Source organism: Nostoc sp. (assembly GCF_036917775.1).
GTDB lineage: Bacteria > Cyanobacteriota > Cyanobacteriia > Cyanobacteriales > Nostocaceae > Nostoc.
The window spans coordinates 1-21,447 of record NZ_JBALEQ010000150.1 but is presented as its reverse complement, the minus strand read 5'-3'; the positions used below and the strand labels follow the sequence as shown (position 1 = coordinate 21,447).

16 protein-coding genes and 2 pseudogenes are annotated in these 21,447 nt (G+C 40.8%); 11 read left to right on the top strand and 7 right to left on the bottom strand.

The features are described from left to right. The first annotated feature begins 1,031 nt into the window (after positions 1-1,031). The 7 genes and pseudogenes from V7K69_RS29990 to V7K69_RS29960 form a co-directional block, all read left to right on the top strand. A complete protein-coding gene (locus V7K69_RS29990) occupies positions 1,032-3,215 on the top strand; it encodes a chemotaxis protein CheA (RefSeq protein WP_335041342.1) in 2,184 nt (727 codons plus the stop codon). After that, on the top strand, positions 3,208-3,687 hold the full coding sequence (locus V7K69_RS29985) for a chemotaxis protein CheW (protein WP_335041340.1): 480 nt from the start codon (positions 3,208-3,210) through the stop codon (positions 3,685-3,687). The genes V7K69_RS29990 and V7K69_RS29985 overlap by 8 nt, the downstream gene beginning before the upstream one ends. A 193-nt stretch (positions 3,688-3,880) precedes the next feature. Continuing rightward, entirely contained in the window at positions 3,881-5,182 is a 1,302-nt protein-coding gene (locus V7K69_RS29980; protein ID WP_335041337.1) for a methyl-accepting chemotaxis protein, read from the top strand. A gap of 52 nt (positions 5,183-5,234) precedes the next feature. Beyond that, a complete protein-coding gene (locus V7K69_RS29975; protein WP_335041335.1) occupies positions 5,235-6,308 on the top strand; it encodes a protein-glutamate methylesterase/protein-glutamine glutaminase in 1,074 nt (357 codons plus the stop codon). Continuing rightward, positions 6,308-7,144, top strand: coding sequence for a CheR family methyltransferase (locus V7K69_RS29970; protein ID WP_335041333.1), 837 nt, complete (start codon positions 6,308-6,310; stop codon positions 7,142-7,144). Before V7K69_RS29975 ends, V7K69_RS29970 begins: the two co-directional genes overlap by 1 nt. Positions 7,145-7,286: 142 nt before the next feature. Next, positions 7,287-7,409 (top strand): annotated as a pseudogene (locus V7K69_RS29965) (IS4 family transposase); the annotation flags it as partial. 152 nt (positions 7,410-7,561) lie between these two features. Next, positions 7,562-7,915, top strand: a pseudogene (locus tag V7K69_RS29960) (IS4 family transposase); the annotation flags it as partial. A 163-nt stretch (positions 7,916-8,078) separates the two neighbouring features. Here V7K69_RS29960 and ssuE read toward each other — a convergent pair. From ssuE to V7K69_RS29945, 3 genes are all read right to left on the bottom strand, one after another. Then, positions 8,079-8,645 (bottom strand): NADPH-dependent FMN reductase, encoded by a 567-nt coding sequence (gene ssuE / locus V7K69_RS29955; protein WP_335041331.1) that lies wholly within the window; start codon positions 8,643-8,645, stop codon positions 8,079-8,081. Positions 8,646-8,717: 72 nt separating this feature from the next. After that, complete coding sequence (ssuD, locus tag V7K69_RS29950; protein WP_335041329.1) at positions 8,718-9,875, bottom strand: FMNH2-dependent alkanesulfonate monooxygenase; 1,158 nt, start codon at positions 9,873-9,875, stop codon at positions 8,718-8,720. Positions 9,876-10,263: 388 nt separating this feature from the next. Continuing rightward, positions 10,264-10,851, bottom strand: a complete 588-nt coding sequence (locus V7K69_RS29945) for an rRNA large subunit pseudouridine synthase E (RefSeq protein WP_335041328.1) — start codon at positions 10,849-10,851, stop codon at positions 10,264-10,266. A 143-nt stretch (positions 10,852-10,994) separates the two neighbouring features. Between V7K69_RS29945 and hisC the strand changes: the two genes are divergently transcribed. Together hisC and V7K69_RS29935 are read left to right on the top strand one after the other, a co-directional pair. Next, on the top strand, positions 10,995-12,056 hold the full coding sequence (gene hisC / locus V7K69_RS29940) for a histidinol-phosphate transaminase (protein WP_335041326.1): 1,062 nt from the start codon (positions 10,995-10,997) through the stop codon (positions 12,054-12,056). Between the two features lie 1,256 nt (positions 12,057-13,312). Then, positions 13,313-14,128, top strand: a complete 816-nt coding sequence (locus tag V7K69_RS29935) for a WGxxGxxG family protein (protein WP_335041324.1) — start codon at positions 13,313-13,315, stop codon at positions 14,126-14,128. Between the two features lie 111 nt (positions 14,129-14,239). Here V7K69_RS29935 and V7K69_RS29930 read toward each other — a convergent pair whose 3' ends face one another. Together V7K69_RS29930 and V7K69_RS29925 are read right to left on the bottom strand one after the other, a co-directional pair. Next, positions 14,240-16,303: a potassium channel family protein gene (locus tag V7K69_RS29930; protein ID WP_335041322.1), complete on the bottom strand. Its 2,064-nt coding sequence runs from the start codon at positions 16,301-16,303 to the stop codon at positions 14,240-14,242. Between the two features lie 190 nt (positions 16,304-16,493). Beyond that, a complete protein-coding gene (locus V7K69_RS29925) occupies positions 16,494-17,276 on the bottom strand; it encodes a glucosamine-6-phosphate deaminase (RefSeq protein WP_335041430.1) in 783 nt (260 codons plus the stop codon). A 489-nt stretch (positions 17,277-17,765) separates the two neighbouring features. On the opposite strand from V7K69_RS29925, the gene V7K69_RS29920 reads away from it, so the two are divergent. Together V7K69_RS29920 and V7K69_RS29915 are read left to right on the top strand one after the other, a co-directional pair. After that, positions 17,766-18,446 (top strand): methyltransferase domain-containing protein, encoded by a 681-nt coding sequence (locus tag V7K69_RS29920; protein WP_335041320.1) that lies wholly within the window; start codon positions 17,766-17,768, stop codon positions 18,444-18,446. Between the two features lie 209 nt (positions 18,447-18,655). Continuing rightward, positions 18,656-19,342: an HAD family hydrolase gene (locus V7K69_RS29915; protein WP_335041318.1), complete on the top strand. Its 687-nt coding sequence runs from the start codon at positions 18,656-18,658 to the stop codon at positions 19,340-19,342. Between the two features lie 52 nt (positions 19,343-19,394). Here V7K69_RS29915 and V7K69_RS29910 read toward each other — a convergent pair whose 3' ends face one another. Together V7K69_RS29910 and V7K69_RS29905 are read right to left on the bottom strand one after the other, a co-directional pair. Continuing rightward, positions 19,395-20,021: a PadR family transcriptional regulator gene (locus V7K69_RS29910; RefSeq protein WP_335041316.1), complete on the bottom strand. Its 627-nt coding sequence runs from the start codon at positions 20,019-20,021 to the stop codon at positions 19,395-19,397. A 198-nt stretch (positions 20,022-20,219) separates the two neighbouring features. Beyond that, complete coding sequence (locus V7K69_RS29905) at positions 20,220-21,134, bottom strand: AraC family transcriptional regulator (RefSeq protein ID WP_335041314.1); 915 nt, start codon at positions 21,132-21,134, stop codon at positions 20,220-20,222. Positions 21,135-21,447 lie beyond the last annotated feature (313 nt).

Sequence of the window (21,447 nt, the reverse complement as noted above, 5' to 3'; positions counted from 1 at the left end):
TATATATCATTAATAAAATAATATTTTCACCATAAAAAAATTATTTTAAATCTAGTTGCCCAACTTAAAAATATTTAATAAACCTACATCCCAGAGGTTAGTTTAAAAATCATTTTCTATAAACCAGATATAGCAATGCTTTTAGGTATTAAATCTATATTCTGGATTCTGCGATGATCTACGGTGGGAGAAACGCGATCGCAATGCTTAGTCCGACAATAAAATTTATTGACTCTATTCTCAATAAGATTGGTCTGTTTGGTCTTAAATACTTCTATAACCAACCAGAGATGATAAAAAGTCTGAAGTGCTTGTAAAGGTTGATTTATAGCCATTTTATAAAAACTAAGATTTTGGCATCACTACCTTGCTCTCTCGATTTCTTGCAGGCTCATATCATTGGAGTAGGATCAAGATTGATAAGATTTGAAGAATTAACGACCACTTTGTTTACATTTGTAACATAGTCTGGCTTTACGAAAACCATTTTTGAAAGTTTAAGTTGAATAACAACGAGGACATTGTATACTTATTACTTTACCATTAAAATAACATTATCTTTTCAGTATTAAAAATCTAAACATGATTTCAGGGTAGTATATTGCTTATACCAATTTTTTACGAAGCTGAATATAATTCGATCCCCCCTAGCACCCTTAAAAAGGGGGGAACCGAAAAACATCTATCAAAGTCCCCCCTTAAAAAGGGCAGGGCTGATTCATTCCATTTCAAACAGGATTTGTCAAGATGGTTAGCGAGAAAATTGTAAGTGAGGGTGACGAGAAGATGAACTTTTAAGCACTTAAACAACAGTAAAATTGTTCATTTTCTTGGCACGCTGGTAACAAAATAATCAATTTTAAATCGCTATAACCCTTGATATTTAGCACTCTTTAGGGAATGAAACAGCCCTGCTTAAAAAGGGGGATTTAGGGGGATCAAGATATATGCAACTTCACATTAAATTAGTATTAGATTTTAAATTAATTTTGCATGAACACAAAGAATATAGAGTTTTAATCTAGAAGGCAATGGAGTTAACTGAAATTGACGATGATATAGAAGCATTTCTAGTTGAGAGCTATGAAAATCTAAATCAAATTGAACAAGATATTATTTATATAGAGAAAACAGCAGAACAAGGAGAAGCCCTAGTTAGGATTTATCGCTCACTCCATACAATTAAAGGAAACTGTGGTTTTTTACCCTTTCCTAAATTGGAATCACTTGCTCATGCTGGAGAAAATTTGCTCTCGTCTTTACGCGATCGCCAGCTAGCAATTACCCCCACGGTCATCAATACTTTACTACAAATACTTGATAGCATTCGGCAGATTCTGTCCCAAATTGAAGCAACGAGACATGAGGGCGATCGCGATTATTCAGCACTCATTACGACTTTAACTCAATTGCAGTCAACTGAGCCGCCGATAATGGCATCTACTGTTAATCCGCAGGGATTGCAGGTAAATTACGATATTACGCATCTAAATAATGAACTCCCGGAAGTCTCAACCCTGACAGCATCAGAATCTTCTCAGATCCGAGTCAATGTTAACTTGCTAGATCAGGTGATGAACCTCGTGGGTGAACTCGTTTTAACCCGTAATCAGGTGATCCAATTTAGTACAAAGTTTAAGGATAGTAGCTTTGCTGCTACTTGCCAACACCTGAGTCTTCTGACATCCCAGTTGCAGGAAGAGATCATGAAAACTCGACTGCAATCAATTAGTACCATTTGGCAAAAGTTCCCTCGCGTCACCCGCGATTTAGCGATCGCTGCCGGTAAACAAGTTAAGGTTGACATGGAGGGAATAGATACTGAACTAGATAAAAGCATTATTGAAGCAATTAAAGACCCCTTGACTCACTTAGTACGCAACTGTATAGATCATGGTATTGAGTTACCAGCCGAGCGAACTGCTTGTGGAAAGTCATCTGTCGGACGGTTATTTTTAAGAGCTTTTCATGAAAGCGGCAAAGTCAATATTGAAATTGGCGATGATGGTCGTGGTCTCGATTTAGAAAAACTCAAAAAACGAGCGCAGCAACTGGGTTTAGTCAGTGCTGTAGCAGCTGCGTCCATGAGTGAGACAGAAGCGATAAACTTAATTTTCTTACCCGGCCTCTCTTCTTCAGAACAGGTGACAAACCTTTCTGGGCGGGGAGTCGGGATGGATATTGTCAAAAATAATATTGATAAAATTAACGGCACGATTGAAATTTATAGTCAGCAAGGACAAGGAACGACATTCAAAATTAAGATTCCCCTGACCTTAGCGATTATTCCGGCATTAATTGTCACCAGTGATGGCGATCACTATGCTATTCCCCAAGTAAGTATCCAAGAGCTAGTACGCCTAGAAGCACAGGCAATTAATCAAATTGAGATGTTTTACGATGTCCCTGTGTATCGCTTGCGGGACACTCTTATACCATTGGTTTATTTAAATCAAGTATTACAAATACCCAATAACGATACCAACTTGGAAATGTTCAGTCTAGTAATTGTGCAAGTTGATAACTATCAATTTGGATTAGTTGTGGACACAATTGAAGATATCCAAGACATTATGGTGAAACCTCTAGGAAAACAGTTAAAGGCGCAATCTTTATTTGCCGGAGCCACTATTCTAGGGGATGGCACAGTGACATTAATTATTGATGTTGTTGGTTTGGCAAACCGGTCTGGTGTAACCGCAAAACAAAAGCAGTTATTAATTGAAAACGGCATAAAAGACCAAGACCAAAATATTGATCGCCAAACAATATTATTGTTTGAGGGGCCCGAAGGCGCTCGTATGGGCATTCCTCTAAGCATTGCCTTTCGGCTTGAAGAGATTCTTTGTTCTGCGGTAGAGAAAGTGGGGAATCAGGATGTTGTGCAGTCTTATGGTAAAATTTTGCCGTTAATTGACCTTCACAAAGTATTTTCCCATAGTTCTGAAAATGACCTTTGCGATCGCATTAGGGCAAATCTTGCAGAGACTCTCCAAATAGTGATTGTCTCCCCCTCCTCAGAACTCAACGTTGCGCTAGTGGTTGATCGCATTCTTGACATTGTAGAAGAACCACTGACAATTACAGGTGTCTCTAGTAGACCAGGTGTGCTTTTGTGCGCTGTATTTCAGGGTCAAATTACAGAAATCCTTGACATTGAGGCTGTAATTCGCATTGCTAATCCTCATTTGCTGCAATTGATTACTAATGGCTGAACAACAAATTTGTACATTTTTTCTTAAAGGAGTTTGTTTTGGTATTAACGTACTACACATTCAAGAAGTGATTCGCCCACAAGCAATAACTCGTATACCTTTAGCCCCACCAGATATCTGTGGCTTAATTAATTTACGTGGACAAATTATTACTGTCATCGATTTGCAACGTCGATTAGAAATGAGCGAACAAGAGACACAATCAAATATAGAACTTGTAGATGAAGCCCAGGGATTTAATATCATTGTACGTTTTGAGGATGAAGTAGTTAGTCTGCTCGTTGATAATGTTGGTGATGTCTTAGAGTTTCCACAGAACACGTTTCAACTCCCACCTACAACGTTAAAAGGTAAAATGCGTTGGATGCTAGCTGGAAGTTACCCTCTCCCAGATGGATTTTTGCTAGTTTTAGATGCCGAAAAAATTTTAGATGTTAATTTGATAAATAAAAGGGAAAAGGGAAAAGGTTAAAGGGGAAAGGGGAAAGGGATGATGATTGTCGCGCCACTTGCGGGCGAGGTGGTTTTTACCTTCCTGATAAAATTTGGATTATTTCGCGCCACTTGCGAGCGTTAGCGCAGCGGGACGAAGTACGGTTTTTACCTTTCCCCTTTCCCCCTTCCCCTTCTTATAAAGTTACCGAGTAATTGAGGAGCGCTTTGCAATGACTACGAATCGGGCTGCAAAAACAGCCAACTCTAAATCTTCTTCAGAGGATAGTGTAGCTTCGGTGGCTGATAATGGTGTCACAAAAGAGCAACTGCAAGCGTTACTATTAGCACTGAAATCTGTAAAAAATGGTGATTTTAGTGTCCGTTTAGCTGTTGAAAATAATGAACTAGGTGAAATTGGCTTGGTTTTTAATGAATTAGTAAGTTTAAACCAAAACTTTGCCCAAGAAGTTTCTCGCTTGACAACCGAGATTGGTACAGAAGGGAAGCTCGGCTCTCAAGCCGTTGTCAAAGGAGCAGAGGGAAGTTGGCAAGGATTGCTTGATAACTTCAACCAAATGTCTACAAATTTAAAAGAGCAAATCAAAAGTATTAATGAAGTAACCCTTGTCGTTGCCCAAGGAAATTTATCTAAACAAATTGAGGAACGCAATGCTGGAGATTTTAAGCAACTCACAGATAATGCCAATCAGATGATTAGCAGCTTGAGGTCTTCAATTAGACAGATGGCAGAAGTTGCGACAGCAGTTGCGTCTTCATCAGAAGAATTGACCGCAGTCAGCACAGAAATGACTCAAAACGCCGAACAAACTGCTGAACAGGCAACCTCTGCATCTAGCTCCGCCGAACAGGTGAGCCAGAATAGCAGTACAATTTTGACTGCGGTAGAGCAGATGAATGCCAGCATTCAAGAAATTGCTAAGACCGTCATGGAAGGGGCAAAAGTCACGACTCAAGCAGTTAAAACTGCTGACCGCACCAATGAAACAATTAATAAACTGGGTCAAAGCAGCATTGAAATTGGCAAAGTAATTAAAGTTATTACTGCGATCGCTGGACAAACAAACTTGCTAGCGCTCAATGCTACAATAGAGGCGGCAAGAGCCGGAGATGCCGGCAGAGGATTTGCTGTAGTGGCAAACGAGGTGAAAGAATTAGCCAAACAAACGGCAAATGCCACTGAAGATATTAGCCAGCGCATTGAAGCAATTCAGACAGATACAAAAGCTGCGGTTCAAGCGATTACTCAGATTACTGATATTATCAATCAAATCAACGACTTTCAAAGCACGATCGCTAGCGCTATTGAAGAGCAAACAGCAACGACAAATGAAATTAGCCGCAATATTGCTGAAGCAGCCAAAGGAACATCTGATATTGCTAAAAATATCGCAGTTGTGGCATTGAATACTCAAAGTACGACAATTGGCACGAGTAATACCTTACAGGCAGCCACAGAATTATCGCGTATGGCAGTAGATTTACAAAAAGTCGTCAGCCAGTTTATGTATTAGTTTTTTCCCAATTCCCAATTCCCAATTCCCAATTCCCAATCCCCAATCCCCAATGCCCAAAATCCGGGTACTAATTGTTGATGACGCGGTAGTAGTTCGCAGTCGAATCAGTAAAATTTTGTCCATCGATCCAGAACTGGAAGTGGTAGGAGTCGCTGCTAACGGTCGCATTGCCCTTGCCAAAATTCCCCAGGTCAATCCTGATATTGTGATTCTGGATATCGAAATGCCAGAAATGGATGGTTTACAGACTCTAGCGGCGATTCGACAAATCTATCCCCACTTAGCAGTGATTATGTTCAGTACCTCTACACGGACTGGAGCGATCGCAACACTCGAAGCTCTCTCTTTAGGGGCTTCCGATTATGCCACAAAACCCAGTAATTTAGGAAGTGTAGAGGCGATAAATCAACATATTCAAGAGGATTTAATTCCCAAAATAAAAGTATTTGGTGCAAGAACTACTTCATTTTTGACACCAAGCACCGTTGATCATCCACTTGTTTTTCCCGTTTCCAGGAATACAAAGCGGGTAGATGTTGTAGCAATTGGCGTTTCTACTGGAGGGCCTAATGCCCTGACTGTCTTGCTTAGACAGCTTCCAGCCGATTTATCAGTTCCCATCTTGATTGTGCAACACATGCCCCCCATATTTACGAAACTATTAGCTGAACGATTATCTTCTAAATGTCAAATCCCAGTGAATGAAGCGGTTCCCGGAGCGGTATTAGAACCTGGACAAGCTTGGATTGCACCGGGAGATTTTCATTTAGTTGTCCAACGCGACAAAGGTGTGGTTCGACTTGCGACTCATCAAGCACCGAGCGAAAATTCCTGTCGTCCTTCAGTAGATGTTCTATTCCGCTCGGTAGCAAAGGTTTATGGTGCCGGGGCGATCGCAGTCATCCTTACAGGGATGGGGCAAGACGGGTTACATGGTTGCCAGTGTATCCGCGAGGCAGGTGGACAAGTGCTAGCACAAGACAAAGCTAGTAGCGTAGTGTGGGGGATGCCTAGTTTTGTGGTTAATGCTGGACTTGCCGATAAAATTGTCACCCTTGACCAGATGGCAAGTGAAATTATGCGCCGAATTCGTTACAATCAAGTTCCTATTTCAGGTCTGTAATGGAACAGACTAAGAGTGTAAGCACCGATGATTTTGAGTATCTTCGTCAATTAGTTCGTGATCATTCAGCAGTTGTGTTGTCTGCTGAGAAAAGCTATCTAGCGGAGCTACATTTACAGCCAATTGCCGAATCAGCAGGATTCGCTTTAATTGCTGAATTGGTAAAATATCTCAGAACTCAACCCTTTAACAATCTTCACGTCCAGACAATTGAGGCGTTAGTTACTAATGAAACCTCATTCTTTCGAGATCATCACCCTTTTGAAGCACTCAGACAATACATACTACCAGAGTTAATCAAAAAACGGGCTGTTGAGCGATCGCTAAATATTTGGTGTGCTGCTTGCTCTAATGGACAAGAACCCTACAGCATCGCTATGCTCATTCGTGAACATTTTCCCTTACTTACTAATTGGTCTATCAGGCTAATTGCTAGCGATTTTTCTACCAAAGTTTTAATGCGTGCGAAAAAAGGGCATTATAACCAACTTGAAATTAGCCGTGGACTATCTAAAAACCTCCGTGACAAGTACTTTCATCGGCTAGATAGTGACTGGCAAATAAAGGACGAAATTCGCCAGATGGCAGAGTTTCGTCAGATGAACCTGATGCAATCTTGGTCATCCCTTCCCGAAATCGATGTGATCTTTTTACGCAATGTTTTAATCTACTATGATATGGCAACCAAGAAAGTCTTGCTAAAAAAGGTAAAACAGCAATTAAGAACAGATGGCTATCTGTTTCTTGGTAGCGCTGAGACAACTATCAACCTGGATGGCTCATTCAAGCAGGTTTCATTTAACAAGGGTATCTGCTATCAATTACACAATGCTTAACCCTGATTTATCGCTTGTGTAGCAAAAACTTCTTGAGGATAAAAGAGCTATTAGGCGAGAATTTTTTACATTTTTTTTGAAGAAGAATTCAGAAGTCAGAATGAGCTAAACCTTAGCTATCCGCTAACAGGAGTCAGCTTCAGGATTTATTAGCTTTAATCTTGCTGCTAAATGGAAGCGTAAACGTTTGGGAGTTACTCCAGAGGAGGGTTGGTTTATCCTTACCAACTTAGATGATTTAGATTCAGCGATTATTGCTTATAAACCAATACAGTTCAGATAAGACCAAAACACTTGTAGAGACGGCGATTTATCGCGTCTCGAAAACCCAAAATTTTGCCAGTAGCCCTTAACTGAACCGTATTGGCTTATAAACAACGCTTTGATATTGTTCGCCCTTGGCGTTCCCGAAGGGTAGAAATGTTTAGAGATTTTAAGAGTGGTGGTTATAATTTGGAAGATACTAATGTATCAGGTCAACGGCTAATTTCCCTAATATTATTAATCTCGCTTGCCTATACAAGCGCAACTATATCTGGTCAAAAAGTTAAACGTATGGGTGTTTAAAAATATGTCGGTCGAATTAAAGAATTGGGGCGGACAGTTCGCCGTCATAGTAGTTTTTATATTGGATTATATGGAGCTAGCTGGGTCAATTTTATGGAAAATTCTTATGAGTTAGTCGCAGAATTATTGAGACTAAATCATAATAAGCGTAAATACTACCAGCAAGGAGAGAGGGCTATGAAGCTTATTTTATCTGCATCCTAGCCCTTTTTGTCCCCCCGTAAGAAATGAAACGCACCGCTATGGATAACAATTATATGATCCGGGTTCTCAGTTGTTGTTTCATTGACATGATAATATTAGATTCTTCCGATTCCTTGTGTCAAGCCTGATTGAGATGCTCTGACCTTGGTATAAACTTGATTATTTAATTGGCATGAACCAATTCTTGAGGCGCGGCGGCATCATAAGCTACAGCTTTAACAAATTCTTTGAGGACATCTTTGAGCCTTTGATCAATTTCTTCATCTAAGACGACACTGTTATCAGCTTGTCGTTGAATTTGTTTGTCTACTGCATAAACAGTAGCTAAGATATGTCGCGCTCCTAATTCAGATAATACAGGTTTTAGGGCATATTCAATTGCCAATAAATGAGCGATCGTTCCACCAAGGGCAATTGGTAATACAGGTTTACCTGTCAATGATTTTTGTGGGAGCAAATCTAGAAATGTTTTTAGCACTCCTGTGTAAGCAGCTTTGTAGATTGGGGTGGCTATAATCACACCATCTGCCTTTGCTAATAAAGCTTTTGGCTGTTCTAAAGCAGGGCTATCGTATCGTCCAAAAACTAAATCTTCAGCAGGTAAATCCCGAACTGAAATAATGTCTATATGCAAGCCTTCTTGTTGTAAAAGCTTGGCGCTGTATTCTACCAAACCATAAGTTCTAGATGGATGAGTTGGACTACCTGCGATCGCTAAAATATTTGTCATTCAATTAAACTCCTATGTATTAAATGGGAATGGGGAATGGGGAATTGGGAATTGGGAATAACCTAAACTTTACTAGGATATGGATGTGGCTTTCTCTTTATGCTGCTTAGGGAAATCTTCATTTGCCACAATCTCGCCAAATGGACTCAAGACGTGTTGCTTCTCTACTGCTGGCAGATTTTCTAAGGGCAAATGGGGAAATAGAAGTTCTGCGACTCGATAAGCTTCTTCTAGGTGGGGATAACCAGAGAGGATAAAGGACTCAATACCTAAATCTGCATATTCCAACATTCTGTCCGCTACAGTTTGAGGATCGCCTACTAAGGCTGTTCCCGCACCACCCCGCACCAAACCAACTCCTGCCCATAGGTTCGGACTAATCTCTAAAGCCTCACGATTCCCGTGGTGTAATTGAGTCATCCGTTGTTGTCCAACTGAATCCATCCGGGCATAAGCTTTTTGAGCTTTAGCGATCGCTTCGTCATCGACGTATTTAATTAAATCATTGGCTGCATCCCAGGCCGCACTCTCGGTTTCGCGCACAATCACATGTAAACGAATCCCAAACCGCAAAGTCCGGCCTTCTGTTTCTGCAAGTCTGCGAACTAATGCAATCTTCTCGGCTACTTGCGCCGGTGGTTCGCCCCAAGTTAGATAGACATCTACGTGCTTGGCAGCAATTTTTTGAGCAACAGGAGAGGAACCGCCAAACCACAAAGGTGGATATGGCTTCTGAACAGGTGGAAAGAGTAGTTTCCCATCTTGAATATTGAGATAATCGCCCTGAAGATTAGCTTGTTCTCCACTAGCGATCGCTCGCCATACTGTCAAAAATTCATCTGTTAATTCATAGCGCTGATCGTGATCCAAATGCAAGCCATCTCCCGCCAACTCTACGGGATCGCCTCCTGTCACGACATTAATCAGCAAGCGTCCTCCAGAGAGACGATCAAAAGTTGCCGCCATCCGCGCCGCTACTCCAGGCGATACCAAGCCGGGACGAATCGCCACCAAAAAACGCATCTGCCGTGTCAGCGATACCAGCGTTGACGCTACAATCCAAGCATCTTCACAAGAACGTCCTGTGGGCAGCAATGCCCCTGTATAACCAAGGTCATCCACCGCTTGGGCAATCTGCCGCAGATAGGGAAAGCTTACTGCCCTTCCACCTGTAGCAGTTGCAAGGTAACGTCCGTCGCCGTGGGTTGGGATGAACCATAGTAGCTGCATGAATCCTGTCCTTTTAAACTACGGTAAAACGATAGAACTACCGTGCTTTATTTATAGATGTAGAGTATCACATATTCTACAAAAGCCCGCAAGAAGTTTTTTTATAAACTCCGGTATTCCTATCAAACCAATGTATATTAAGCTGTGTTCAATAAGATAGCGATCGCAAAGATTGGAAATCGGGAATTGGGTATGGTTATTTTCCTTGCTCCCTTCTCCCTCTCATTCCCTGATCTCCTCTTGCTTCTTAGCCTTCTTCCTGTCGTCTCTAAACAGAAATAAATAAGTAATACCCATTACTTATTACTCATTACTTCAAAATTAAAGACAGTTGGAATCGGGGATTTAAACCCCAACTCAACTGATACTACGTGTAATGGTTGGGGTCTTAAACCCTTGAATTTACGATAAATTGGAGTTCAGATGTGGTGAGATCGCGCCATTGACCCAATTGTAAGTCATCTAATCGTAGGTGGGCTATGCTGACCCTAACTAGTCGCAAAGTCGGAAACCCAACAGCCGCAGTCATGCGCCGGACTTGACGGTTTTTTCCCTCTGTCAAAGTCATTTCCAGCCAAGATGTCGGTACATTTTTGCGAAATCTAATTGGTGGCGTGCGTTCAGGTAGCTCTGGCTCTTTTGATAAGAGCCTAACTTTTGCTGGTTGAGTGCGGTAATCTTGAATTTCTACGCCTGTTTGCAACCTTTTGATCGCATCTTCATCTGGAATTCGCTCTACCTGTACCCAGTAAGTACGTTTATGACCAAAACGCGGATGGGCAAGGCGATGTTGCAATTGTCCATCATTCGTTAACAGCAGTAATCCTTCACTATCCCAGTCTAAGCGTCCTACAGGATAGACATCAGGTACATCTATATAATCTTTCAGGGTGCTATGTGTGGGAGCATCTTTTGTAAATTGGCTGAGAACGCCATAGGGTTTGTAAAAAATAATATATCGGTGATGATTTGTCATTTGTCATTTGTCATTTGTCATTTGTCATTTGTCATTGGATATTGTTATTCTTTTCTTGCTCCTTTGCTCCCTGGTTCTATTTTCTAACGATATCGTCAGAAATTGTGGGTTGAAATTTGCTTAAGATACACAACCAATGCCCTATGACTAATTACTTTCGCTCCAATGTTGATGCAATGGCTAGCTATGTTCCCGGTGAGCAGCCCCAGCGTGGTACACAGATAATTAAACTCAACAGCAACGAGAACCCCTATCCTCCTTCCCCTGCGGCACTAGCTGTACTGCAAAATATTGATGGGGAGTGGTTGCGGCGATATCCAGAACCTTTCGGCGGGGAATTTCGAGAAGCCGCAAGTAAAGTTTTAGGAGTTCCTAGCGATTGGATTATTGTAGGAAATGGCAGTGACGAATTGTTGAGCGTAGTAATTCGAGCCTGTGCAGAACCTGGAAAGAAGGTAGTTTATCCGATGCCAACTTATGTGCTATATCGTACATTAGCAGAAATGCAGGCTGCGGAAATTATTGAAATTTCCTACAGCGAGGACTACAGTTTACCTGTGGAAAAACTGGTTGCTGCCAATGGTTCTGTCACATTCATTGCGTCGCCGAATAGTCCATCGGGGCATCTGGTAGCAACTAACGAACTGCGCCAATTAGCCAGCCAGTTATCTGGAGTTTTGGTGATTGATGAAGCATACATAGATTTTACCGAAGAGAATGCGTTGGCTTTGGTAAAGGAATACGAAAATGTCATCATAATTCGTACACTTTCTAAGGGCTACTCGTTGGCTGGACTGCGATTGGGATTTGGAGTGGCAAATCCTAAACTGTTGCAGGGATTGTTTAAAGTGAAGGATAGCTATAACATTGATGCGATCGCTTGTGCAATTGGCACGGCTGCTATTACCGATCAAGCTTATAAAAATGCTTGTGTGGCAAAGATTAAAGCATCACGGAATCAGCTATCAACAGACTTGAAACAATTAAATTTTCATATCTGGGATTCTCAAACTAACTTTTTGCTGGTACAGCCTCCACAAAGAAACGCGGAATATCTTTATCAAAAACTGAAAGAACAGGGAATTTTAATCCGTTACTTCAAGCAGCCTGGGCTAGACGATAAATTACGCATTACTGTTGGCACAGATGAACAAAATCAAGTTCTAGTAGAAACGTTGATTTATTTGTTGGGGACTGGGGATTAATACAGGGGTTTTGCCTTTTTAGTCTTATTGCATAATAGCCGGAAGCGCTGTAGTAGAGAAAAAATTATGTAAAAGTTCTATCCTAAATTAGGGGTGCTATCGAAATTGATGAAACCCCTAAAATTTTAGCTAAATAGTGGTTCTTCACCGAGCTAACTACATCCTTCTTCTATTACTTTGGCGAGAGAATAATCTATCCTATTTGCAGCATAATAATTTTAACATAAACCTTTATTCATAATTGTTCTATCATAACCACTCTAAGAGAGCCGTTTAATTTTGCTACAAATATCCAGCAGAGAATTATAAAGAATTTGTATCAGTCATTCATTATAGTGAAACAATATTCCTCAAGTCTAGGATAAGATACATCTATAGTAGGAAGTTATAAGTTCTCAGGTAGAATAATATTGAAGAGTAGCTTTCAATATACTTTTATACATTTATTTGCGAGCATTTAGCTGTTTAACTTTATAATATATATTTAAAAATAAATTTAAAAATAACTAAAAAACAAATAAATAAATAAAAAGATAAAAAGATAAAGTCATCTAAAAATCGTTGTAATTGTTAAGATTGATACGAAAGTTTATGCTAAAAGATTTGATTTTTTGTCTACAAGAAGAAGCTTTATACCTTCTATTCAAAAAATCTCGAACACCTCAAGATCCTTCTGAATGTTTTGTGAACCCTGCCTGTGGATGTGCTAATCCAGGGAAATATATCCAGTGTGAAGATTGTGATTATCTTGAGTCCTGCTTATCGGATTGTAAGCTGCAAAACGGTTCGTTATTTTCATCTTCACAGACTAAATTTAATTAATGTAAAAGTAATGCCTGCGATAGAAGTAGGTTTACTCCTATGGTAGAAGTGCGAGAAAAAACTAGCTGTTATATTAATTAGGAATGAAAAAACAATTCACAATAAGTAATTAAAAAGTAGAATGCAAGTGAATATAAATATTTTTACATCAGTAAGATTAATTTTTATTCCTTGTTTTTTTGTGAGCAAGCGAATTTACTTGTAGCTTATTAGTCATAAATAAGTAATTACTGATTATGAATTAGTTTAAGTCGGACGAATATTTATGTGTTATGGGAGCTTCAAATGCTTTCAATTTTTCCAACACAAACTAAGTGAAAAACTTCTGCATCTATCTTGGTTGTCAAAAGTTACCTAACTTAGCACTGGATTAAGTAGAAAATATCAGTTTTGAGCATCAATCAACCACAGAAATCTAAAACATAAACGGAACTATGACTATGAAGCCTTTTGATTTATCTAAAACTGTTCTAGCTGCTGCCTTTGCCATCAGTTTCGCTTCTGTATCCTTACCTCCTTCTGTTTTTGCCCAAAGCGGAGGCTCAGGTAGTGGAGGTTCTAGTAGTGGCAGTAGTTCAGGTTCTGGAACTACAGGTACTAGCTCAGGTACTGGAACTACAGGCACTGACTCAGGTTCTGGCTTAGGTTCTGGAACTACAGGCACTGGTTCAGGTTCTGGTTTAGGTACTGGAACTACAGGCACTGGCTCAGGTTCTGGAACTACGGGTACTGGAACTACAGGCACTGGCTCAGGTTCTGACTTAGGTACTGGAACTACAGGCACTGGCTCAGGTTCTGGCTTAGGTACTGGAACTACAGGCACTGGTTCAGGTTCTGGCTTAGGTACTGGAACTACAGGCACTGGCTCAGGTACTGGAACTACGGGTACTGGCTCAGGTACTGGAACTACGGGTACTGGCTCAGGTTCTGATGCCACAGGCACTGGTTTAGGTACTGGAACTACAGGCACTGGCTCAGGTACTGATGCTACAGGTTCTGGAACTACGGGTACTGGCTCAGGTACTGATACCACAGGCACTGGTACAACAGGTACTAGCTCAGGTACTGACACTACAGGTACTAACAGGAATGCAGGTGTTACAACTTCCGAAAGAACTAGCGATCGCGGTTTCGATTGGGGTTGGCTAGGTTTACTTGGTCTAGCTGGTTTAGCAGGTCTGGCTCGTAATCGTGATAAAGTCCGGGCTTATAGCGATCCTAATGAAGTAACTGGTACTCGTCCTAGATAGTATTCACCACATTCTAGAAATCGTACAACCGTTATTTTTGTCAACTTCAGATTAAACCAGTAGGGGCACAATAGCCATATATTGTGCCCCTATAATTACATCCCAGTTTGCTCAAGTCGAACTACTGTCTTGCCCAATGAAGATTACATTTGCCAAAACTTGAATTTTTGTTAGCGCTCGCACCAGACGTTGAGCTTGATGTTTATAAAGTGGTATTGGCAATACTCCAGGCAAATTGTTCATCCACTGCCTAGCAGTGGCCAAACTACATCCTGTAATCAAGACTATTTCTTCAGCGCCATAGATAATAGCATTTGTAGTCAGAGCTTTCTCGATCTCCACCTGCCAAAGGCGAGGCAGCATTTCACCCCATTCGATTCGCTGCAAACTACTGCTCGTGGCTAAAACAATCAAGCGATCGCCAGCATAGAGCTTAACATCATACCAAGGCATCAATGAATAATTGTCTCGCCGATATTTATGATATAGAATCGGCACAACACTATAGCCAGATGCTATTTCAGATAGAAGCAATCCATTCAGGGTATCACCTTCTTCAATCTTGTACTCCGTCACCATGACTATTTGCTCACTCAAGTGAAACAAGCTCAAAACATTTTCCCCAAAGGCAGCACAAGCAAAGACTTCTGCCGATAAAGCCGCGCCACATAGAACTTGGGCATAGGGAAACAGAGGGGCGATATTATCACTAAAATGGCGATCTTGAGAGCGGATAATCAAGCTTGTGGCAGGGTTTATTGTATGAGCCATCAAACCAATTTCTAGGTTTTCCATATTATCGTCCCCCACTAAAACAATGCTTTTAGCACGGGAGAGATTTACCTTAGCCAGTGCTTCGGTAGCATTGCCAATAATCAGGGGCATATCTGGTAAAGTGCCTAGGTCGAGAGTGGTAGTATGAATTCCCACTAATGGCTGATTGAGTTCTTGCAAAAGAGCAGCAATTTTCTGTCCCAAGCGATTTAAGCCAATAATTACTACATGGTTGCGTTGTGGTATGGGAGGGCGAGACTTGAAAAACTGGAATCTGGAAGTGACAAGAGCATCAGTTACCAGTGCGTATAATACTCCCACAAAAGCTTGACCTATCAATGTAAGTCCCAGGCTAAAGAACCGCAACCACCAAGGGATATGATCTGAGGGTTCAGATTGAGATCTAAATTCGACACCGCCAAATAAATCTCCGTATCCTCCCAAGAGCAACACTGCTGTTGCATAGAAAGCTTCTTGCAGGGTGATGTCAGGATAATACAAGCGGTAAAGAATTATTCCAACGAACCACAGAATAAGTACGGTAATCCCATAAATTGTTGCAATTCGCCGAATTTGATTTTGGCTTTGGTAGTAAGATTGCCAAAATTGTAATATTTTTTGCTTAAAATTCTTCGCTGTGATGCCTTGAAGAAACTCTTGCCACTGCCAACTTTGGCGATGAGATTTATTTGTATATTGCTCAGAAAAAGCCAGTTCGTATGCAACATCAATGTAAACGAGTGTGTCTCCTACCTGCACTTCTGCTTCTGGGTTCCATCCAAACAATTCTTTGAGGGGATCGGATGAAACGGTTGTGTGACTCAAAATGCGGCGAGTTGTGAGATTTAGTCTATGTACTGGTTTGCCATTGCACCAGCTATCCTTTGCTTGTACTTGGTGCTTGATTACTTGCAATAGTTGTCCTTCTAAAGTAAAGTAACCGATCGCTTCAGATCCAAGAGATGCTAAAGCAAAGGCATGAGCAGAGAGATGGGTAGGCTCAAAGGCAACAAAATTGCCTAAATTTTCGGACAAAAGTTTGTTGAAGTTTTGTTTGTCAGAACGTACAATCAGCCGAACGTGCGGATTAAGTCGCCGTGCTGCAAACGCTGCTTCTATATTTATCCGCTCATTTCTTGTGACTAAAAGTATTGAGCGACATTGCTTTATACCTGCCTGCTCTAAAACACTTGGTTGGCGGCAGTCTCCGATGATTAACTTTTCTAGTAAGCTTGGTACTTCTGGAACTTCCCAATGTTCGAGTTGTACATCGTCAATGGCGTTAACTTTAACATCGTATTCCTTTAGGACTGCAACACAATGTTGTCCTAAACTTTGGAGTCCGCATACTAAGAAAAGGTCTTGGGGTTTTTTGGGATTGGTGCTAGCAGGGGGATGCACTTTCTGTTGATAGCAGCAGTCAATACTGCTAACAGTACGTATTTGGTAGAATTATATCTTATCATTCACGTAAGCACTAGAATTAGTCCCTAATCCGTCTTCACGACAAGCTAGTTTTGAGGGTTTGTAGTAAGCACTTTAGTGCTTGGAAAATAAGGACTTAAGTCCCCACTACGAACTCGCTTACCCATCAATTTAAACTTGACAGACCACTAGCAGAATTGACATCCAAAAATAATGTAGCTTGGGATTGTTGACGAAGAATAGAAGCCGGACAATCTGTACTTATAGCTCCTTGCAACATTTCTTTTACCACATTCGCTTTACGTTTTTCTGGAGCCAGACAGATAATTTTTTTAGCTGAACAAATCGCCGAGATGGTGACAGTAAAAGCATATTGTGGGACAGTTTCTAGATTAGGAAAGTGACCTGTGCTTACTTGTTGCTGACGGTTCACTGTATCCAGTTTCACTAGTTTTACACTGTAAGGATCTTGAAAATTTGCTACTGCTGGATCGTTAAAAGCCAAATGTCCATTTTCGCCAATACCAAGACAGCATAAGTCTATTGGTTGTGCTTGCAATAGTTTGGTGTAGCGATCGCACTCGTTTACTGGTTGCAGTGTATCACCTTCTATATAGTGAAATACTTTAGGAACAACCCGCTTCTCTACACGTTCTCGCATATAGCGCCGGAAACTCGCAGAATGATCAGCAGTAATTCCCAAATATTCATCGAGATGGAACAGAATAATCCTTGACCAATCTACACCACCCAATGCAATCAAAGCATCGAGAAATTTGAGTTGGGAGTTACCTGTTGCTAACAATACAGCAGCTGTATCCTGTTGTTTGAGAACTTGCTGTAAATGCTTTTGGGCGATTTCGGCAACATCTTCGGCCATTTCGACTTCAGAGTTGTAAATCTGCACCAGTAAATCATCAATGCGAAAAAAGTTTGTAGCGGCTAGCATTTGCTTACACAGAAGGTTATCAATCATACAGAAGTTTGTCTAACTGTCTGAATTGACATGGCTAATCTAGTATAGCCTTAGCGCAACTTTCGGTAAGATTACTCATTTAACCCCTACCATTAGGACAAAAATCCTGCTCCTAAGAACAGGGGCTTTAACTTTTATTACTAACTGCCATTTTATAGTTTTTTATGTGCTGGTACGATTCTGCCCGCTTAAACTTATACAAAATCCAGCAGTATGCTCTAAAATTTTTAAATATTTGTAACAATGTCAAACTTTATACATTCATTTTATACATCTTATACCTTTGGGTAAACTTGATATCAAACAGATATCTGTAACTCTACATAAATACAGATTGAGAGCTTACTTATGGGCAACTTATAAAACCAAGAAAACAATTATTGTAATAATCTTTTGCAGCGTGTCTGATTTTGCAGGTATACCGACTGAACCCCAATAAAATCATTTTTGTGGTAAGTAGAAATGAAAAAACTCATCCGTCACGTATATGACACCAATCTTCCTAACTCGTGGGCAAGTAAGCTGAGAAAGAAGCGTTTCTCTTTGTTCACATCTATATTAGACTCACTTCCCTCTTCTATAAAAATACTCGATGTTGGAGGAACAGTAAGCTTTTGGGAGAATTTAGGTTTTTTCAATGAACAAATTAAAGACGTAGAGATTACTCTACTAAATTTAAAATTTACCCAAACAAGCTCAACACATCCAAAGATCAAGGAAGTTATTGGGAATGCTACAAACATGGTAAATTTTCAATCCAATGAGTTTGATATAGTTTTTTCAAATTCAGTGATTGAACATGTAGGAGATTATGATATGCAGAACCAAATGGCCACTGAAATAAGGCGAGTGGGAAAAAGATATTTTGTTCAGACACCTAATCTTTTTTTTCCAATTGAACCCCACTTTGTTTTTCCTTTATTTCAATTTATGCCAATAAATTTTCGGGTATGGCTATTAACCAATTTTGCTCTTGGATGGTATGACAAAGTGGCTGATAAACAGCAGGCTAAAAGCATCGCTACTTCAATTAAGCTGCTGAGGCGGAGACAATTTCTAAATATGTTCCCCGAAGCACAGCTTTATGAAGAAAAGTTTTTCGGTTTAACTAAGTCCTTCATAGTCTATGGAGAATTTTCCTAAGAGGTTGTTTGAAATAGGCACTTTTAGATCCCCCTAACTCCACTAAAAAAGCAGGAATCGTAATCAAATTCCCCCTTTTTTAGTAGGATTTAGAGGGATATAGAGCTTTTTATACCGACCAGAGAACTTTTCAAACATCCTCTTAGTCACATTTTTTTGGTAAACTATTTAAATTAAGTTAACAATTATTTAAATTTTACCAAAAAATTATGCTGGCTGCAATTCTCTTTGACCTCGATGGCACTATTGTCAATACTGACCCTATACACTACCGAGCTTGGCAGGAAATGCTGTTAAATTACAGCATAGAAATTGACGAAACATTTTATAAATCCCGAATAAGTGGGCGGCTAAATCCAGAAATTGTTAAGGATATTTTGCCACAATTATCAACCACAGAAGGGCAGAAATTTGCAGACGAAAAAGAGGCGTTTTTCCGCAAACTCGCCTCCAATCTTAAACCATTGGATGGATTTTCTGAGCTAATAGCATGGACGGATACACATCAATTAAAGCGGGCATTAGTAACTAATGCACCTAGATTAAATGCAGAATTTATGCTAGAGGTATTGGGAATAAAAGAAGCTTTCCATACAGTTGTTTTAGCGGATGATTGTGTAGCAGGTAAACCCGATCCTGCACCCTACCAAGCCGCCCTGAATAACTTGGTGATTTCAGCAGAGGAAGCGATCGCATTAGAAGACTCTCCCTCTGGTATTCGGGCGGCGGTGGGCGCAGATATCCGCACTATTGGCATCGCTTCTACCCACGACCCGCAAGTTTTGCAGGAAGTCGGCGCATTTATGGCAATTCCAGATTTTACTGATTTGCAGTTGTGGACATTGCTTAACTCACTCATTGAGCCAGATTTAAATGCGATCGCTTCTAACCTGTAAACGCAAAATCTGAGAATATTAAGAGTAGAGATGCAGAAATTTGCATCTTTACTTATTTTTCCGCCAAAATCGCGTAAATTTCCCGTTTAACTTGCTCTAAAAGCTCACGTACCCGATTTATGCGCTCCACATTGCCACTACGAGCAACCTGCACCACTACAGCAGCTAATTCTGTTGCAGCATTCCGCAACTCAATAAACTCTTGGGGCTTACCTTTCACGAAACTTTTGACGGTATCCCAAGGAGTATCAGAAGTTTCTTGTTGGGCACGTTCTGCCAATAATTTTCTACCTTCATCGGTAATCGTGTAAATCCGCTTGCCACCTTCTTGGGCGCTCTTGAGATAACCCCCTTCCTCCAGCAATTGGAGTGTTGGATACACTGAGCCAGGACTGAGGCGACGGAAACCACCATAACGAGTTTCCATCTCTTTAATCAGATCGTAACCATGACTAGGATGCTCGGATAACAATTCCAGCAGGATGAACTTGATGTCACCCCGACGAGTCCGATGTTCATCTCCCCAACCACGACCAAACATTTCATTACCAAAGTGTTTGTCATGATCTCTACCATGATGCCTACCATGCCCAAACCAAGACCTAACAAGCAAGAAATCGTCTTCGTTAACTCCTGCCCATACAGGTGTACCAAAGCGTGAACGAAAGTGTCTAAACATAAATCAATCTCAAATCAACTTTCTCTAATATACGATATATCGGAATATATCACGATATATCGGAATAGAATTTTGATGAAGATTTTTGAAGTAAGTAATTGTGCCAATGCAAAGCTTCCAAAGGGAGAAGACTCACTGCTATCAATACAGTTCACATAAGACCAAAACACTTGTCTTGACGGCGATTTATCGCGTCTCTTAGGCTGTACGTAAACGTTCAATATCCCTGATCGGCGGCGCACCGAACATCCGGGAATATTCGCGGCTGAACTGTGAGGGGCTTTCATAACCCACCTGATAGGCAGCATTCGCCGCATCGGAGTTTTCGGCAAGCATCAGGCGACGTGCTTCCAACAGTCTTAATTGCTTTTGATATTGAAGCGGACTCATTGATGTCACTTTCTTGAAATGGTGATGGAAAGATGAAGAAGACATACTTGCCTGCCCAGCTAGCTCCTCAACCCTCATCGGCTTTGTAAAATCAGCCTTGATGAGTTTTATCACCTCGGCGATGCGCTGCATATTGCTGCCAGATGTTGCAATTTGACGAACAGCTTCGCTCTGTTCACCCATTAAAAGGCGATAATAAATTTCGCGGATAATCATCGGCGCAAGGATCGGGATATCCTGGGGCGTATCCAAAAGCCATGTCAGTCTCATAGCGCAATCGAGCAACGGTGCATCGACAGTACTGACAAATAAGCCTCTGACAGAGTTCTTTTTCTCCTCAATCAGATTGGTTTGAGCAGTAATAATATCGCAGAGTTGACGTGGATCTAGATTGAGCTTGAATCCTAAATACGGTTGCTCTGGGGTTGCTTCAACGATAAATGCGCTCAATGGCAAATCAACCGAGACTACCAGGTATTGAGCCGCGCCATAACGATAGGTTTCCTCACCCAGCAACGCTTCTTTTTTACCCTGAACTAAGATGGCAAAGATAGGTTCGCAGACACCCTGTAGTGAGGTGGAAGCAGAAGATTCTCGCTGAAATTCCAGTTGCTCAATAGCTGTTTTATGAAAACCGTCCCCTTTGCCATCGGTGTGACGAGTGACTAGTGCTGCCAATTCTTGACATTGATAAGCGATCGCACTTTGGTTTATGACTGTCACAATGTTCTTCGATTAATTTAATCATCCTCTTCTAGGCATTGTAGAACATCGATTTGGAGAATTAGGCAATAAAGGGCGAGGTCTGTGTATTCCAAACCTTTGTACTTACTCATACGATGAACACATCCAAAATTTAAATCAACCTCAACAGAGGGAAAAATAACCATGTTAAACGTAGAAAATAAAGTCATTGCGATCACTGGAGCCAGTAGCGGCATTGCCCGGATTTCTCACAAACAATAAAAAATCCATTCACAGCACTCGAACTAAGACATTTTTTTGATACATCATCAATTGGAAATTAAGTGAGTAA

What these genes read in the sequence shown, in the direction of transcription:
- V7K69_RS29990 (WP_335041342.1), top strand. Translation starts at nt 1,032, where the DNA reads ATGGAGTTAACTGAAATTGACGATGATATAGAAGCATTTCTAGTTGAG.
- V7K69_RS29985 (WP_335041340.1), top strand. Translation starts at nt 3,208, where the DNA reads ATGGCTGAACAACAAATTTGTACATTTTTTCTTAAAGGAGTTTGTTTT.
- V7K69_RS29980 (WP_335041337.1), top strand. Translation starts at nt 3,881, where the DNA reads ATGACTACGAATCGGGCTGCAAAAACAGCCAACTCTAAATCTTCTTCA.
- V7K69_RS29975 (WP_335041335.1), top strand. Translation starts at nt 5,235, where the DNA reads ATGCCCAAAATCCGGGTACTAATTGTTGATGACGCGGTAGTAGTTCGC.
- V7K69_RS29970 (WP_335041333.1), top strand. Translation starts at nt 6,308, where the DNA reads ATGGAACAGACTAAGAGTGTAAGCACCGATGATTTTGAGTATCTTCGT.
- ssuE (WP_335041331.1), bottom strand. Translation starts at nt 8,645, where the DNA reads ATGACAAATATTTTAGCGATCGCAGGTAGTCCAACTCATCCATCTAGA.
- ssuD (WP_335041329.1), bottom strand. Translation starts at nt 9,875, where the DNA reads ATGCAGCTACTATGGTTCATCCCAACCCACGGCGACGGACGTTACCTT.
- V7K69_RS29945 (WP_335041328.1), bottom strand. Translation starts at nt 10,851, where the DNA reads ATGACAAATCATCACCGATATATTATTTTTTACAAACCCTATGGCGTT.
- hisC (WP_335041326.1), top strand. Translation starts at nt 10,995, where the DNA reads ATGACTAATTACTTTCGCTCCAATGTTGATGCAATGGCTAGCTATGTT.
- V7K69_RS29935 (WP_335041324.1), top strand. Translation starts at nt 13,313, where the DNA reads ATGACTATGAAGCCTTTTGATTTATCTAAAACTGTTCTAGCTGCTGCC.
- V7K69_RS29925 (WP_335041430.1), bottom strand. Translation starts at nt 17,276, where the DNA reads ATGCTAGCCGCTACAAACTTTTTTCGCATTGATGATTTACTGGTGCAG.
- V7K69_RS29920 (WP_335041320.1), top strand. Translation starts at nt 17,766, where the DNA reads ATGAAAAAACTCATCCGTCACGTATATGACACCAATCTTCCTAACTCG.
- V7K69_RS29915 (WP_335041318.1), top strand. Translation starts at nt 18,656, where the DNA reads ATGCTGGCTGCAATTCTCTTTGACCTCGATGGCACTATTGTCAATACT.
- V7K69_RS29910 (WP_335041316.1), bottom strand. Translation starts at nt 20,021, where the DNA reads ATGTTTAGACACTTTCGTTCACGCTTTGGTACACCTGTATGGGCAGGA.